The organism is Pseudomonas sp. AE27 (assembly GCF_037113495.1).
Lineage (GTDB): Bacteria > Pseudomonadota > Gammaproteobacteria > Pseudomonadales > Pseudomonadaceae > Aquipseudomonas > Aquipseudomonas palmensis.
The window spans coordinates 1,057,340-1,072,880 of the sequence record NZ_CP146966.1 but is presented as its reverse complement, the minus strand read 5'-3'; the positions used below and the strand labels follow the sequence as shown (position 1 = coordinate 1,072,880).

12 protein-coding genes are annotated in these 15,541 nt (G+C 66.4%); 7 read left to right on the top strand and 5 right to left on the bottom strand.

What is annotated here, in order from left to right; translation table 11 throughout:
• Positions 1-63: 63 nt before the first annotated feature.
• Both treS and glcC read right to left on the bottom strand, forming a co-directional pair.
• Positions 64-2,130, bottom strand: a complete 2,067-nt coding sequence (gene treS, locus V9K84_RS05050) for a maltose alpha-D-glucosyltransferase (RefSeq protein WP_043861177.1) — start codon at positions 2,128-2,130, stop codon at positions 64-66.
• A gap of 147 nt (positions 2,131-2,277) precedes the next feature.
• On the bottom strand, positions 2,278-3,036 hold the full coding sequence (gene glcC / locus V9K84_RS05045; protein ID WP_088515187.1) for a transcriptional regulator GlcC: 759 nt from the start codon (positions 3,034-3,036) through the stop codon (positions 2,278-2,280).
• A 233-nt stretch (positions 3,037-3,269) separates the two neighbouring features.
• On the opposite strand from glcC, the gene glcD reads away from it, so the two are divergent.
• The 5 genes from glcD to V9K84_RS05020 are packed head-to-tail and all read left to right on the top strand — an operon-like array spanning position 3,270 to position 9,694.
• Complete coding sequence (gene glcD, locus V9K84_RS05040) at positions 3,270-4,769, top strand: glycolate oxidase subunit GlcD (protein WP_043861170.1); 1,500 nt, start codon at positions 3,270-3,272, stop codon at positions 4,767-4,769.
• The gene (glcE, locus tag V9K84_RS05035; protein ID WP_088515188.1) at positions 4,769-5,848 is read left to right on the top strand and encodes a glycolate oxidase subunit GlcE; all 1,080 of its coding nucleotides are present in this window, start codon (positions 4,769-4,771) and stop codon (positions 5,846-5,848) included. The genes glcD and glcE overlap by 1 nt, the downstream gene beginning before the upstream one ends.
• Positions 5,849-5,861: 13 nt before the next feature.
• A complete protein-coding gene (gene glcF, locus V9K84_RS05030; RefSeq protein WP_088515189.1) occupies positions 5,862-7,088 on the top strand; it encodes a glycolate oxidase subunit GlcF in 1,227 nt (408 codons plus the stop codon).
• Between the two features lie 4 nt (positions 7,089-7,092).
• Positions 7,093-7,500 (top strand): heme-binding protein, encoded by a 408-nt coding sequence (locus V9K84_RS05025; protein WP_043861167.1) that lies wholly within the window; start codon positions 7,093-7,095, stop codon positions 7,498-7,500.
• A 16-nt stretch (positions 7,501-7,516) separates the two neighbouring features.
• On the top strand, positions 7,517-9,694 hold the full coding sequence (locus tag V9K84_RS05020) for a malate synthase G (protein WP_088515190.1): 2,178 nt from the start codon (positions 7,517-7,519) through the stop codon (positions 9,692-9,694).
• Between the two features lie 65 nt (positions 9,695-9,759).
• Here V9K84_RS05020 and V9K84_RS05015 read toward each other — a convergent pair whose 3' ends face one another.
• Together V9K84_RS05015 and V9K84_RS05010 are read right to left on the bottom strand one after the other, a co-directional pair.
• Positions 9,760-10,458, bottom strand: a complete 699-nt coding sequence (locus V9K84_RS05015) for a lysophospholipid acyltransferase family protein (RefSeq protein ID WP_168186853.1) — start codon at positions 10,456-10,458, stop codon at positions 9,760-9,762.
• 33 nt (positions 10,459-10,491) lie between these two features.
• A complete protein-coding gene (locus tag V9K84_RS05010) occupies positions 10,492-11,076 on the bottom strand; it encodes an acyl-homoserine-lactone synthase (RefSeq protein ID WP_043861164.1) in 585 nt (194 codons plus the stop codon).
• Between the two features lie 222 nt (positions 11,077-11,298).
• On the opposite strand from V9K84_RS05010, the gene V9K84_RS05005 reads away from it, so the two are divergent.
• A complete protein-coding gene (locus V9K84_RS05005) occupies positions 11,299-12,012 on the top strand; it encodes a LuxR family transcriptional regulator (protein ID WP_043861163.1) in 714 nt (237 codons plus the stop codon).
• Positions 12,013-12,148: 136 nt separating this feature from the next.
• Positions 12,149-14,044, top strand: coding sequence for a sigma-54-dependent Fis family transcriptional regulator (locus V9K84_RS05000; protein WP_274096713.1), 1,896 nt, complete (start codon positions 12,149-12,151; stop codon positions 14,042-14,044).
• 59 nt (positions 14,045-14,103) lie between these two features.
• Here the strand turns inward: V9K84_RS05000 and aldA are convergent, their stop codons facing one another.
• Positions 14,104-15,537 (bottom strand): aldehyde dehydrogenase, encoded by a 1,434-nt coding sequence (gene aldA / locus V9K84_RS04995; protein ID WP_058541274.1) that lies wholly within the window; start codon positions 15,535-15,537, stop codon positions 14,104-14,106.
• Between the last annotated feature and the right edge of the window lie 4 nt (positions 15,538-15,541).

Below are 15,541 nucleotides of genomic sequence, written 5' to 3'. Positions count from 1 at the left end.
GGGGCCGGGGAACCGTCAGACACGAAACCCCGGGCCTGTAAAAACGTTACCGCATGCAAACGCCTACAGCGTCGCCACACTGCTCACGATGCGCAGCGAAAGGCCCTCATAGCCATCCAGATTGATGGTCATCTCCCCCGCTTCGCTCAGCTCGCCCTCCAGCCGTTCGTTGATCATGTCCACCACCGCGCCGGGGCTTACATCCGGCAGATGCAGGGTTTCGCTCAGTGGCTCGGCACCGAAGTTGAGTGCGGTGATCTGGATGCCCTTGCCTGCCGGCAGCTCGTGCACCATCAGCAGCAAGGCCGGGTTGGCCACCTCGGGGATCAGGATCTGCCGGCTCGCCGCAATCGCATAGGCCTGGCGCACAGCGAGCATGCGTTTCAGGCTGCTGGCAAAACTGTCGGGCTGCTGCAACTGGCTGGCCAGGCTGCCATACAGCGAACGCGCACGCGGCAGGCCTTCGGCCGAGAGCTGCGCCTCCACGTCCAGGTCGGCCAGGTCATAGGCGCCGCGATGAATCCAGCGGGTGTCGCCGTCACCCATCAGCCCCTCAACCTGCTCGGGCTCCAGCGGCAAGGCGCCGACCAGGTCCCAGCCCGACAGCGCAAACACCCCCGGCTGCATGGCGTTGTACATGGCCAGCAGCAGGTGCACCTTCTGGATCAGCGCCAGCTGCTCGGCGTCGATGCTGCCCAGGTCGCGAATGCCCAGCGCGGCAGTGATGATGCTGACCGTGGTGCACGACACGCCATTGGTCACGAACTTGAGGTTGTACGGTGCGTGCTCGCCCGCCAGGCCCTCGTACATCTCGCTGCGGATATGCTCGCGCAGGATGTTGCCAGGGAAGGTCTGGCCCTTGTACAGGTAGCTGTCGTTGGCGTGCAGGGTCCAGAAATGCACCAGCTCCAGGGTCAGTTCATCGTGGTTCTGCAGGGCATGGATCAACGAGGCGGGGTCGATCTTGAACGCATGCATCTGGTGCAGCATCAGGCGCAAAAACTCGGTGTCGCCGGTCAGCAGCGCGTGCTGGTAGGCCGGGCGCGTGACGAAGTCGTAGGACAGGTCGGCGCCGCCGTGGGACATGTTGGCGATGTCGTCCAGGGTCAGGTTCAGTTCCTGGAAGCTGAAACCACCGGCCTTGCGGATCATGCCGCCCAGCAACTGGTTGCCGGTGACCGACAGCGGGTGGCTCTCCGACCAGGCCGGCCCTTCGGCGCGCCGCTCCACGCCGAGAAAGCCATTGGCATCCAGACGCAGGCCACGGGCGCCGAGCACGTCGATGGCGTGCAGGGCGTCGCCGATGATCAGTTGCTGCGCGGCAAAGCTTGGGTCCAGCCAGTTCAGCGATGGCTGGCCCTCCTTGAAGTAGTGCAGGTACACCCAGCGTCGCAGCTTGCCGTCGACCCCGAGTACCGGCGGCGTGGCGCTCCAGTCGGTTTCCTTGATGCCGGGTTCGAAGAAGATCACCCGCTGCAACTGGCCAACGATGTAATGGCGGGCCTTGAGCTCGTCGCACATGGCCGGCGTGAGGTTGGCCGCATCGCGCCCGGCCGGCACCTCGGGCAGCAGGCCCCAGTCGGCTTCGCGGATCTCGATCATGTGGTACAGCCCGGGATAGTCGCCGTAGGCCATCTCGGCCAGGCGAAAATCGGCGCCCTTGCCGGTGTGCGCCGGGATCGAGTCGTCGATGGTCACCGCGTTGTGCGCCGAGGCCACCTTGCTCAGGTGCACCAGTTCGGCCTCGCTGCCGTAGCGCGGGTCGATGTCGAAGCTGATGCGGTCGAAGTTGCCGTCCACGCTGGGGGTGAACTCGCGCTGGGTGATGCCGCCCGAGCGCTTCAACGGCCCGGTGTGCACGCCCTGGATGCCCAGCTCCGACAGCGCCTGCCACAGCTGCTCATGGGCCAGCGCCTGCAACACCGAACCGCCCTCCTCGACGATGATCGAGGCCGGGTACACCGTCAGCCACACCGAGGCGATGGCACTGGCGTCGCGGGCGCGGGCCTCGGCGTAAGGGTGCAGCCACATGCGCGCCTGCCCTGCATACAGCCGGGCGCGGTCGCGGGCGGCTTGCAGCATGGACTGGCCTTGCAGCCATTCGATGGTGTCCTGGCCTCGCTGGGTCATACGCTTGCTCCTTCGACGGGGGGCGTGGGGTCGTGCCCTCAAGGTGTGAGTGGGTTTGACTGCAATCGTTCGCATTTTTTGCTGCGACCAGCAGGCAGATGTCGCAGAGCTCCGCCGCACGGCGCGCCTACCCCGGCCCACACGCCCTCAAACCCACCCCTCCAGCCGCAACGTCGCGCGTACCAGCCGCTGCTCCTCCTCTTCGATCTCCTTGAGGTTCGCGCAGATGCCCTGGATATGCGCAATCGCCGCCTTGCGCGCCTGATCCGGCATTCGCCCGGTCACGGCGTTGTACAGCCGCGCATGCTGGCGGTCGATCTGGCGCTTCTGCACATCGCGGTGGTACAGGTTGTTCACCGAGGCGAACACCGAGTTCAACAGCAGGTCGGTCAGCGAGCGCAGCGTCTGCACCAGCACCGGGTTGTGCGAGGCCTCGCAGATCGCCAGGTGAAACGCATGGTCCAGGTGCGCATGCTCCGAGGCCGTAAGTGGCTGCTCATGGGCCGCCAGCAACGCCTCGTAGCTGCGCCGTATGAGCACGAAGTCCGCCTCGGTGCCGCGCAGCGCCGCCAGGCGTGCCGACTCCCCTTCCAGCAGGCTGCGCACCTCGAACAGGTCGTACAGGGTGCGCGGCTGCGAACTGAACAGGTGCATCAATGCCGAGGTGCTGCCCTGCCCCGACAACTGCGCCACATATGAGCCCTTGCCATGCGCAGTCTCGATGATGCCCTTGGCGCGCAGCAGCTTGAGCCCTTCGCGCAGGGCCGTGCGCGACACGCCGAGCTTTTCGGTCAGGCGCCGCTCCGACGGCAGCGCCTGGCCGACCTTGAGCACGCCATCGACGATCAGCCGCTCGATGCGCTCGCACACCACGTCTGCCACCTGCATTGAAAGCGCTTCGCCCATCGTTCCTCCAACTGGTATGACCAGACACCAGGGGCTTTATGCCCCTTGCCAGATCAATACATAACTAACTGTATTTGTTGAACATTTATGAACAAGCCGGAAAAACCGCAGCAACAAACTGGTTCGACCAGTGATTTGAGCGATAGACACTAAGCCGCCGCCGGCCAATGATGCAAGTGAGCCGTGTTCCATCGAGCTTCCATAACAACAAGACAAGGGTCGTTAGCCTGCCCATGAACATTCTCTACGACGAACGCGTCGATGGTGCGCTGCACAGCGTCGACCGGGCCGAGTTCCTGCACACCCTGCAGAGCCGCCTGCCCGACCTGGATATCCTGCACGCCGCCGAAGACCTCAAGCCCTACGAGTGCGACGGCCTCTCGGCCTACCGCACCACGCCGATGCTGGTGGTGCTGCCGCGCCATCTGGAAGAGGTGCAGAGCGTGTTGCGCCTGTGCCACGAGCGCAAGGTGCCGGTGGTGGCACGTGGCGCCGGCACCGGTTTGTCCGGCGGCGCGCTGCCGCTGGAAAAGGGCGTGCTGCTGGTAATGGCGCGCTTCAACAAGATTCTTGAAATCGACCCGGCCGGGCGCTTTGCCCGCGTACAGCCCGGCGTACGCAACCTGGCGATTTCCCAGGCTGCCGCGCCGCATGGGCTGTACTACGCACCCGACCCCTCCTCGCAGATCGCCTGCTCGATCGGCGGCAACGTCGCCGAGAACGCCGGCGGCGTGCACTGCCTCAAGTACGGCCTGACCGTGCACAACGTGCTCAAGGTCGAGATGCTCAGCGTCGAGGGCGAACGCATGACCCTGGGCAGCGATGCCCTGGACGCCCCCGGCTTCGACCTGCTGGCGCTGTTCACAGGTTCCGAGGGCATGCTCGGCATCATCACCGAAGTCACCGTCAAGCTGCTGCCCAAGCCGCAGGTGGCCAAGGTGCTGCTGGCCGCCTTCGACTCGGTGGAAAAGGCCGGCCGCGCCGTGGGCGACATCATCGCCGCCGGCATCATCCCCGGCGGCCTGGAGATGATGGACAACCTGGCGATTCGCGCCGCCGAAGACTTCATCCACGCCGGCTACCCGGTAGAGGCCGAGGCCATCCTGCTGTGCGAACTGGACGGCGTCGAGGCCGACGTGCACGACGACTGCGAGCGCGTGCGCGTGCTGCTCGAACAGGCCGGTGCCACCGAAGTGCGCCTGGCCCGCGACGAAGCCGAGCGCGTGCGCTTCTGGGCCGGGCGCAAGAACGCCTTCCCCGCCGTGGGCAGGCTGTCGCCCGACTACTACTGCATGGACGGCACCATACCCCGGCGCGAACTGCCCCACGTGCTGGGGGCCATCGCCGACCTCTCGGCCGAGTACAACCTGCGCGTGGCCAACGTGTTCCATGCCGGCGACGGCAACATGCACCCGCTGATCCTGTTCGATGCCAACACCCCCGGCGAGCTGGAACGCGCCGAGGCGTTCGGCGGCAAGATCCTCGAGCTGTGCGTGAAGGTCGGCGGCAGCATCACCGGCGAGCACGGCGTAGGCCGCGAGAAGATCAACCAGATGTGCGCCCAGTTCAACAGCGACGAGCTGAGCCTGTTCCATGCGGTAAAGGCTGCGTTCGACCCGCTGGGCCTGCTCAACCCGGGCAAGAACATCCCCACCCTGCACCGCTGCGCCGAATTCGGCGCCATGCACGTGCACCACGGCCAACTGCCCTTCCCGGACCTGGAGCGCTTCTGATGAGCACCGTACTGTTCGACCCGGCCCACGGCAGCGACCGCAGCGCCGACCTGCTGGCCCGCGTGCAGCAGGCCATCGCCGAGCGCACCCCGCTGTTCATCCGCGGCGGTGCCAGCAAGACCTTCTACGGGCGCCCCGTCGACGCCCAGCCACTGGACCTCGCCGGGCACACCGGCATCGTCTCCTACGACCCCACCGAACTGGTGATCACCGCCCGCGCCGGCACGCCCCTGCGCGAGCTGCAGGCCGCGCTGGAGCGTGGCGGGCAGATGCTTGCCTGCGAAGTGCCGTGCTTTGGCGACAACGCCACGGTCGGCGGCATGCTCGCTGCCGGCCTGTCGGGCCCGCGTCGCCCATGGGCGGGTTCGGTACGCGACTTCGTACTGGGCACGCGCATGATCAGCGGCCTGGGCACGCACCTGCGCTTTGGCGGCGAGGTGATGAAGAATGTCGCCGGCTACGACCTGTCGCGCCTGCTGGCCGGCAGCCTGGGCTGCCTGGGGGTGATCACCGAAGCCTCGTTCAAGGTGCTGCCCAAGTACCGCTGCCGGGTCAGCCTGCGCCAGGCCATGCCGCTGCAGATGGCCCTGGACAAGCTCGGCGAATGGGGCCAGCAGCCGATCCCGCTGACCGCCGCCAGCCATGACGGCAGCACCCTGTACCTGCGCCTGGAAGGCAACGAGGGTTCGGTACGCGCCGCCGCCGAACGCCTGGGCGGCGATGCGCTGGATGACAGCTACTGGGACGACCTGCGCGAACAGCGCCTGGCGTTCTTCGACGACCCGCGCCCGCTGTGGCGCCTGTCGGTGCCGGCACTGACGGCGCCGCTGGCGATCGAGGGCGAGCAGTTGATCGACTGGGGCGGCGCGCAACGCTGGCTCAAGAGCAGCGCCGATGCCGACAGCATCCGTCAACTCGCCGCCGCCGCCAACGGGCACGCCACCTGCTTCACCCCGGGCGTGGCGGACAGCCCGTTCCAGCCGCTGGCCGCACCGATCCTGCGGTTTCACCAGACGCTCAAGCGCAACCTGGACCCTCAGGGCATCTTCAACCCCGGCCGCCAGTACGCCGACGTCTGACCCAGGAGCCACCATGCAGACCAACCTGAGCGAAGCGGCCAAGCGCCTGCCCCACGCCGACGAAGCCGAACGCATCCTGCGCAGTTGCGTGCACTGCGGCTTCTGCAATGCCACCTGCCCCACCTACCAGCAACTGGGCGACGAGCTGGACGGCCCGCGCGGGCGCATCTACCTGATCAAGCAATTCCTCGAGCAGGACACCGTCAGCGAGAAGACCCAGCAGCACCTGGACCGCTGCCTGACCTGCCGCAACTGCGAAACCACCTGCCCGTCGGGGGTGGAGTACCACAAGCTGCTGGACATCGGTCGCGACGCCATCGAGGCCCGTGTACCCCGCCCGCTGGGCCAGCGCCTGCTGCGCAGCGGCCTGCGCGCCGTGGTGCCGCGCCCGGCCCTGTTCCAGGCGCTGGTGAGTACCGGCGAGCTGCTGCGCCCAGTGCTGCCCGAGGCATTCAGGACCCACCTGCCACGCAGCGTGGCACCGGCCCGGCAACGCCCCCAGGCCACCCATGCACGGCGCGTGCTGATGCTCGAAGGCTGCGTGCAGCGCAGCCTGTCGCCCAACACCAACGCCGCCACCGCGCGCGTGCTCGACCGCCTGGGCATCAGCATCACGCCGATTGCCCAGGCCGGCTGCTGCGGCGCGGTGGACTATCACCTCAACGCGCAGGACACCGGGCTTGAACGTGCGCGGCGCAATATCGACGCCTGGTGGCCAGCAGTGGAGGCCGGCGCCGAAGCCATCGTGCAGACCGCCAGCGGCTGCGGCGCCTTCGTCAAGGAATACGCCTACCTGCTGCGCGACGACCCGGCCTACGCGGCCAAGGCCGAGCGCATCAGCGCCCTGGCGCGGGACATCGTCGAAGTGATCCGCGCCGAACCTCTGGAGCGCTTCGAGGCCTGCTGCGACCAGACCCTGGCCTTCCACTGCCCGTGTACCCTGCAGCACGCACAAAAACTTGGCGGCGCAGTTGAAGCCGTACTCAAACGCCTGGGCTTCAACCTTACCGAGGTACCCGACAGCCACCTGTGCTGCGGTTCGGCCGGCACCTATTCGCTGACCCAGCCGGTGCTGTCCAGGCAACTGCGCGACAACAAGCTCGATGCGCTGGAAAGTGGCCACCCCGACGTGATCGCCACGGCCAACATCGGCTGCCAGACCCACCTCGACGGTGCCGGGCGAACCCCCGTGCGGCACTGGATCGAACTCGTTGACCAAGCCCTCAACCCAGGAGCCTGATTTCATGCAAAGCAAACCCGTAATGACCCTGAGCGACGTGCAGCAGATTCTCGCCGCCGCCCGTGCCGAGGCCCAGGCCAACCAGTGGGCCGTGAGCATTGCCGTGGTCGACGACGGCGGCCACCCGCTGGGCTTCGAGCGCCTGGACGGCTGCGCGCCGGTGAGTGCCTACATCGCCACCGAAAAAGCCCGCAGCGCGGCGCTGGGCCGACGTGAAACCAAGCTGTACGAAGACATGATCAATGGCGGGCGCACGGCGTTCCTGTCGGTGCCGGTGATCAGCGGCACGCTCGAAGGCGGCGTGCCGGTGATCGTCGACGGCCAGGTGGTCGGCGCGGTGGGTGTGTCGGGGGTCAAGTCCGAACAGGACGCCCAGGTGGCCAAGGCCGGCGTTGCCGCCGTTAAAGACTGATCAGGAGCAACCGAACATGAACGACCGTATTCAGCGTCAACGCCTGCAGGTCGCGAGCGCCCTGCAGCACTTCATCGAAACCGAGGCCCTGCCCGGCACCGGTGTGCCGGAGGCCAACTTCTGGCAAGGCTTCGACGCCCTGGTGCACGACCTGGCGCCGAAGAACCGCGCCCTGCTCGCCGAACGCGACCGCCTGCAGGCCGCGCTGGACACCTGGCACCGCGCCCACCCGGGCCCGGTGGCCGACATGCCGGCCTACCGCGCCTTCCTGAGCGAGATCGGCTACCTGGTGCCGGTGCCTGAACAGGTGGCGGTGAGCACCTCCAACGTCGACAGCGAGCTGTGCGAACAGGCCGGCCCGCAGCTGGTGGTACCGGTGATGAACGCGCGCTATGCGCTCAACGCCGCAAACGCACGCTGGGGCTCGCTGTATGACGCGCTGTATGGCACCGATGCGATCAGCGACGCCGACGGCGCCGAGGCTGGCGAGGGCTACAACCCGCGCCGTGGCCAGAAGGTCATCGCCTTCGCGCGCAAGGCCCTGGACCAGGCTGCACCGCTGGCCGGCGGCTCGCACGCCGAGGCCAAGGCCTACCGCATCGAGGGCGGGCAACTGCGCGTCGAGCTCATCAGCGGCCTGACTACCACACTCAAAGACCCCGCCAAGTTCGTCGGTTTCCAGGGTGATGCCGCCCAGCCGAACGCGGTGCTGCTGAAGAACAACGGCCTGCACCTGGAAATCCAGATCGACCCCACCAGCGCCATCGGCCAGACCGATGCGGCCGGGGTCAAGGACGTGCTGGTCGAAGCCGCCCTGAGCACCATCCTCGACTGCGAGGACTCGGTGGCCGCGGTGGATGCCGAAGACAAGACCCTGATCTACCGCAACCTGCTGGGCCTGATGAAAGGCGACCTGAGCGAAGCGATCAGCAAGGGCGGCAAGACCCGCGTGCGCCGCCTCAACCCGGACCGCGTCTACACCGCAGCCGATGGCGCAACACTGACCCTGCATGGCCGTTCGCTGCTGTTCGTGCGCAACGTCGGCCACCTGATGACCAACCCGGCGATTCTCGATGGCGATGGTGCCGAGATTCCCGAGGGCATCATGGACGCGGTGCTGACCGGCCTGATCGCCATCCACGACCTGCAGCGGCGCGGCAACTCGCGCAGCGGCAGCGTGTACATCGTCAAGCCGAAGATGCACGGCCCTGCCGAAGTGGCGTTTGCCGCCGAACTGTTCGGGCGTGTCGAAGACCTGCTGGCGCTGCCGCGCAACACCCTGAAGATGGGCATCATGGACGAGGAGCGGCGCACCTCGGTGAACCTCAAGGCGTGCATCGGCGCAGCGCACGAGCGGGTGGTGTTCATCAACACGGGCTTTCTCGACCGTACCGGCGACGAGATGCACAGCGCCATGGAAGCCGGCCCGATGCTGCGCAAGGGCGACATGAAGTCCACGCCGTGGATCACCGCCTACGAGCGCAACAACGTGCTGGTGGGGCTGGCCTGCGGGCTCAAGGGGCGCGCGCAGATCGGCAAGGGCATGTGGGCCATGCCCGACCTGATGGCCGACATGCTGGTGCAGAAGATCGGCCATCCCAAGGCCGGTGCCACCACCGCATGGGTGCCCTCACCCACGGCCGCCACGCTGCATGCGCTGCACTACCACCAGGTGGACGTGCAGGGGGTGCAGAGCGAATTGCAGCGCATCGACCTGGCCGGCGAGCGTGACAGCCTGCTCAACGACCTGCTGACCATTCCGGTATCGCCGCGTCCGAACTGGAGCGATGCGGAAAAACTGCAGGAGCTGGAGAACAACTGCCAGGGCATTCTCGGCTACGTGGTGCGCTGGGTGGAGCAAGGGGTCGGGTGCTCCAAGGTGCCGGACATCCACAACGTCGGCCTGATGGAAGACCGTGCGACCTTGCGCATATCCAGCCAGCACATTGCCAACTGGCTGCTGCATGGCACGGTGAGCGAGGCCAAGGTACGCGAGGTGCTCGAACGCATGGCGGTGGTGGTGGACCGGCAGAATGCCGGGGATGCGGCATACCGCCCGATGGCGCCGGACTTCGCCACCTCGATGGCGTTCCAGGCCGCCAGCGACCTGGTGTTCAAGGGGCGTGAGCAGCCGAGCGGATATACCGAGCCGCTGCTGCATGCGTGGCGCTTGAGGTTCAAGGCGGCGAACTGACGGGCCTCTTCGCCCGCAAGGCTGGCTCCTGCAGGAACCAGCCTTGCGGGCGAAGGCCCCGGCAACTACACGATGGGCAACCCATTGTTGACCACTTCCCGCGTATACGACGCCAGCTGCTTGGCATCCATGCTGGCCACCAGGTCGGCCTCGATGGGCCGGTGCGCCACGATACTCACATCGGTGCAGCCCAGGGCGTTGTGGCGGATCCGGCGCACCGCCGGGCTGATGGTCACGGGGATGATGCCGATGCCCATTTCCTTGGCGATGCGAAATGCACCGGTCTTGAACGGCAGCACGCCCTGCCCGGTGTTGCGCGTGCCCTCGGGGAAGATCCAGAGCGATGTCTTGCTGTCGGCCACGCGGGTGGCGATGCGCCGCAGGCTGGTGATCGACGCGCGCGGGTTGCTGCGGTCGATGAACAGGCTGCCGGTCAGCCAGTACAGCTGCCCGGCCAACGGCAGCCAGCGCAACGATTGCTTGCCCACGATCACCGTGCCTGGGCGCAGCGCCTGGGCCACGACAAATGCATCGTGGTTGCTCTGGTGGTTGGCCACATAGATGTAGGAGCGGTCGGGCGCGATGGCGTCGAAACCACCGACCTCGACGCGCACGCCAAAGATCCAGTTGATGGCCCTGTAGACCTTGCAGGCCAGGTAGAGGTTGTCCTGCTTGCGCGGGTTGAGCAACAGCACCAGGCACAGGAACGGAAACGTCACCACCACGAACAGCACGACCAACAGCCAACGCACACACGCAATCATTGCTTTACCACCTTCCCTCGACATGTTCACCCGTCACGCTGCCAGTTGCAGTGCGCGGGTCGTCTGGTCATCGATTTCGATCCAGAAGGCCAGCACCGGCTTGTCGTCAATCATCTGCGGACGCGCGATTCTTCGCGTGGTCACGCCCATGCGCTTGAGCAACCGCTCGTTACCCATTGCAGTAAAGGCAATCAGCCTGCGCGCCCCCTGGGCACGGGCCACATCGATCACCTTGCCGACCATCGCCACGGTATTCTGCCAAGCCTGTTCAGCCGACAGGTATTGGCCTTTGGGCGAACTCATGGCGAAGCGCGAGAGCTCCCATATGTCCTGCTGATAGGGGAGCGGCGCATCGCCAACCAGGTGCGGAAACACTTCTGCCAGCAGGTACGGGCGATGGGTGGGGATCAGGCGGGCACAACCGAAAATATTCTGTTGCTTGTCGCATGCCAGCACATACAGCGTATCGGGGCGGTCGAACTCATCCCACTCCTGGCCCTCGGGACACTGCAATGGCCAGCCCAGCTCCCTTACAAACACCTGGTAGCGGTACTCGGCCAGTGCGCTCGCCATGGTGCGCGGAAAGTCTTTGATGGTCCCGGTTACAGCAGTGAACATGAAAACGCCCCAACTCAAAGAGCTGGGAGTACAACAAACCCTCCGGAGCCTATATAGCTGCCCGAAAGGGCAGGTTTATTCGTAGGAAAAACCTGAAATGCCAGCGCACTGATGGCCATTTGCTACAGAAGTTTTCCGCGAAAACTGTACCGTACGGTATAATTCGGGCCTGTTTGCACTCTCCATTGGCCGAGCACATTCCACCCATGAAAGGCACATTGCGTGAATGACTGGCGCGAGCACTTCATTGCCGTGGTGACGGGGTGCCGCAACGAAGGCGAGCTGTTCAGCGAGCTGACCCGACTTACCCGCGAGCTGGACTTCGAGTTCTGTTCCTATGGGCTGAAGAATCCGCTGCCGATCGCCGCCCCGCAGTTCATCCTGCGCTCCAACTACCCCAGCGCCTGGGAAGCCAGGTACGTGGCCGAGGACTATTTTTCCTGCGACCCGACGGTGGCCCACGGGCTGACCCGCACCACGCCCCTGCAGTGGGCCGCCGCGCAACAGCAGCACCAGCAGGCATTCTGGGAAGAGGCGCGGCACTACAGCCTGGACCACGGCTGGTGCCTGTCGGTGCAGGGCGACTACGGCACCATCGGCCTGCTGTCCCTGTCCCGCCCGGATGACCCGATCTCCACACTGGAACTGGACGCCAAGGAAGCCAAGCTCATCTGGCTGTCGCAACTGGCGCACAGTGCCATGACCGGCTTCTTTGCCCAGACCCACCTGCCCGAGGCCCAGAAGGCCCTGACCGCACGGGAGAAAGAAGTGCTCAAATGGACCGCCGTGGGCAAGACCTACAGCGAGATCAGCATCATCCTCACCATCGACAGCCGCACGGTGAAGTTCCACCTGGTCAACGCCATGCGCAAGCTGCAGGCCAGCAACAAGGCCGAGGCGACGGTGAAGGCAATTCTGCTGGGGATGCTTTTCTAGGCCAGGGCTGCATCAATAGCTGAAAATTCCCGACACAGCGACTAAGGTAGGCACAGATCGGTGCCCGCCCCTGGCCCGAGACAACAAGATGACGGTGAGCCGCCCCTGCGCGCGCCACGGTCGACGGGAGCCCAGCATGCAGCATACCCAGACCAGCCCGAGCGATCTCGCGGCCTTCGTCGACGATCACTTCCCCGAGCGCGGCATCCGCCCCGACCCTGTCATTGCGCAGTCCTGGTACCGCAGCGTGGTCGAGCATCGCCTCGACCCCGGCGCCGCCGGGCGTACCCACGTGCTGGGCGCCGACGCCATCCGCCAGCATCAACAGCAGCACCAGCAATACCTGGCCATCGCCAGCCAGGGCGTCAGCGGCCTGGCCAGGCGCGTGGTGCCGGCCGGGTTCGCGGTGCTGCTCAGCGACGAACACGGCATCACCCTCGACACCCGCCTGCCCGAAGCCAGCCACATCTATACCCAGGCCGGGCTGGTGGTGGGCGCGCGCTGGGACGAGTCGATTGCCGGCACCAACGGCATCGGCACCACCCTGGCCGCCGCGCAGCCGCTGATCATCCACCGCGAAGAGCACTTTCTGGCCTCCAACTTTCGCCTGAGCTGCTCGGTGGCACCGATCTTCGACGCCCAGGGCCTGCTGCGCGGCTGCCTGAACGCCACCTGCCTGAACAGCAACGGGCCCAAGGAGGCGCAGTACCTGACCCTGCAACTGGTGATCCTGTATGCGCGGCTGATCGAGAACGCGCACTTTCGCGAGTGCTACCGCGACCGCCTCACCCTGTCGCTCAAGCCCATCGACGACATAGCCGACCTGGCCAACGAGCAGTTGCTGGCGCTGGACGACAACGGCCGCATCATCGGCGCCAACCGCGCCACCTTCGTTGCCCACCAGCGCGATGCGGCGCCGCTGCTGGGTGCGCGCATCGACAGCCTGCTGCCAACTTCGGTGGATGAACTGCTGCACCTGACCCAGGGCGGTGCACGCGGCGTGCGCCTGCGCGGGCAGCAGGACGACGCCTTGCTGGATGTGGGCCTGCGCATACCGTCGCAGCGCCACCGCCCTGCCCCGGCCAGACCGCCGGTGCGCAGCAGCCACCCCGACCTGCAGCAGCTGGCCGGCGGCGATGCGCGCCTGCAACAGGCGGTGCAGCGGGTGCGCAAGGTGCTCGACAAGGACCTGCCGATACTGATCACTGGCGAGACCGGCACCGGCAAGGAGGCATTCGCCCGCGCCATCCACCAGGCCAGTGCGCGGCGCGCCGGGCCGTTCATCGCGCTCAATTGCGCGGCGATTCCCGAGACGCTGATCGAGAGCGAGCTGTTCGGCTACCGCGGCGGCAGCTTCACCGGGGCCGACAAGAAGGGCATGAAGGGCAAGCTGGAACTGGCCGCCGGCGGCACGCTGTTTCTGGACGAGATCGGCGACATGCCGGCGCACCTGCAAACCCGTTTGCTGAGGGTGCTGGCCGAGCGCGAGATCTTCCCGATCGGCGCCCAGGCGCCGGTGGCGCTGGACGTGCAGGTGGTGTCGGCGACCCACCAGGACCTGCACGGGATGATTGGCGACAAGCGCTTTCGCGAGGACCTCTACTACCGCCTGGGCGGCATGAGCCTGGCGTTGCCGGCCTTGCGCGAACGCAGTGACCGGGGCGCGTTGATCGAGCAGTTACTGGCGGCGCAGAGCAGCGGCGTGCGGTTGACCGAACAGGCCCGCCAGTGCCTGCATGCCCATGCGTGGCCGGGCAACATTCGTCAGTTGCTCAATGCGTTGCGCTACGCGGTGGCGTTGGCCGAGGACGGGGTGATCGACGTGGATTGCCTGCCGGCGGAGGTGGTGCAGGTGGTGCGCGACGAGCCGCTGCGCATCGACAGCCAGGACCCGGCCAGCGAGTTGCTGCAAAGGTTGCGGCGCCATCGCTGGAACATCAGTGCGGTGGCGGCTGAACTGGGGGTGGCGCGCTCGACGCTGTATCGGCAGATGAAGAAGTACGGGGTGGTGCAGCCCAATGATCGGTTGTGAACCCGTTCGCCGGCAAGGCCGGCTCCTGTAGGAGCCGGCCTTGCCGGCGAAGCGGTCAATCAGATCTGGATGTAGACCACATGGGTATGCGTGTACTCATACAACCCATGCTTGCCATCGGCCCCACCGATCCCCGACTTGCGCGTGCCGGCATGGAAGCCCTGCATGGCCTCGAAGTTCTCGCGGTTGATGTAGGTCTCGCCGAAATCCAGCGCATTGCTGGCATGCATCGCTGCACTCAGGCTGCGCGTGTACAGCGATGAAGTCAGCCCGTATTCACTGTCGTTGGCCAGCGCAATCGCCTCGTCCAGGCTCTCCACGATCTGGATCGGCAACACCGGCCCGAAGATCTCCTTGCGCATGATCTCCATGTCGGCCGAGCAGCCGGCCAGCACCGTCGGCTGGTAGTGGAAGCCCTGCCCGCGATCGGCCACCGCGCCCCCGGTCACCAACTGCGCGCCCTGCCCGGTGGCGGTGCGCACCATCTGCCCGACCTTGTCCAGGGCGGCCTGGTTGATCAGCGGGCCCATGTCCAGGTCCGCCTCGGCCAGCGGGTCACCATAACGGGTGGCGGCCATGGCGCTGGCCAGTTTGTCGGTGAACTCATCCGCCACCTCGCGCTGCACGTACACCCGCTCGGCGCAGTTGCACACCTGCCCGGTGTTGATCACCCGCGACGCGGTGATCGACTTGACCGCCAGCTCCAGGTCCGCATCAGCCAGCACGATGGCCGGCGCCTTGCCGCCCAGCTCAAGGTTGAGCTTGGTGATGTTCGGCGCCGCCGCGGCCATGATCCGCGAGCCGGTGCCCACGCTGCCGGTGAAGCTGATCAGGTCGATGCCGGCGTGGCTGGTCAGGCGCTGGCCCACGGTCGCCCCGGTACCGCACACCACGTTGAACACACCGCTGGGCAGGTCGGTCTCGGCCACCAGGCGGGCGAACTCGAAGCAGTTGATCGGTGTTTCTTCGCTGGGCTTGATCACGATGGTGTTGCCCGTGAGCAGGGCCGGCGCCATCTTGCGGGCGATCAGAAAGAACGGGAAGTTCCACGGCAGAATCCCGGCCACCACACCCAGCGGCTTGCGCAGCAGAAAGATGCTTTCACCGGCGCGGTCGCTGGTGAGCACCTCGCCTTCCAGGCGTCGCGCCCACTCGGCCATGTAGTCCAGGTAGTCGGCGGTGAAGTTGACTTCGACCAGGGCCAGGCCGAGCACCTTGCCCTGCTCGGCGGTGATGATGCGCGCCAGGCGCTCGGCGTTGTCGCGCACCTTGCTGGCGATCTTGCGCAGGTAGCCGGCGCGCTCGATGGCCGGGCGCGTGGCCCAGCCCTTCTGGGCCTTGCGCGCGGCGGCAATGGCCTGCTCCACCTGCGCGTCACTGGCCTGGGGTACGCGCCCCAGCAGTTGTCCATTGGCCGGGTTGTGCACCTCGATCTGCGCGTCGCTGTCGACGAACGCATTGGCGATGTAGTTCTGGTAGATGACGTCACTCATGGGT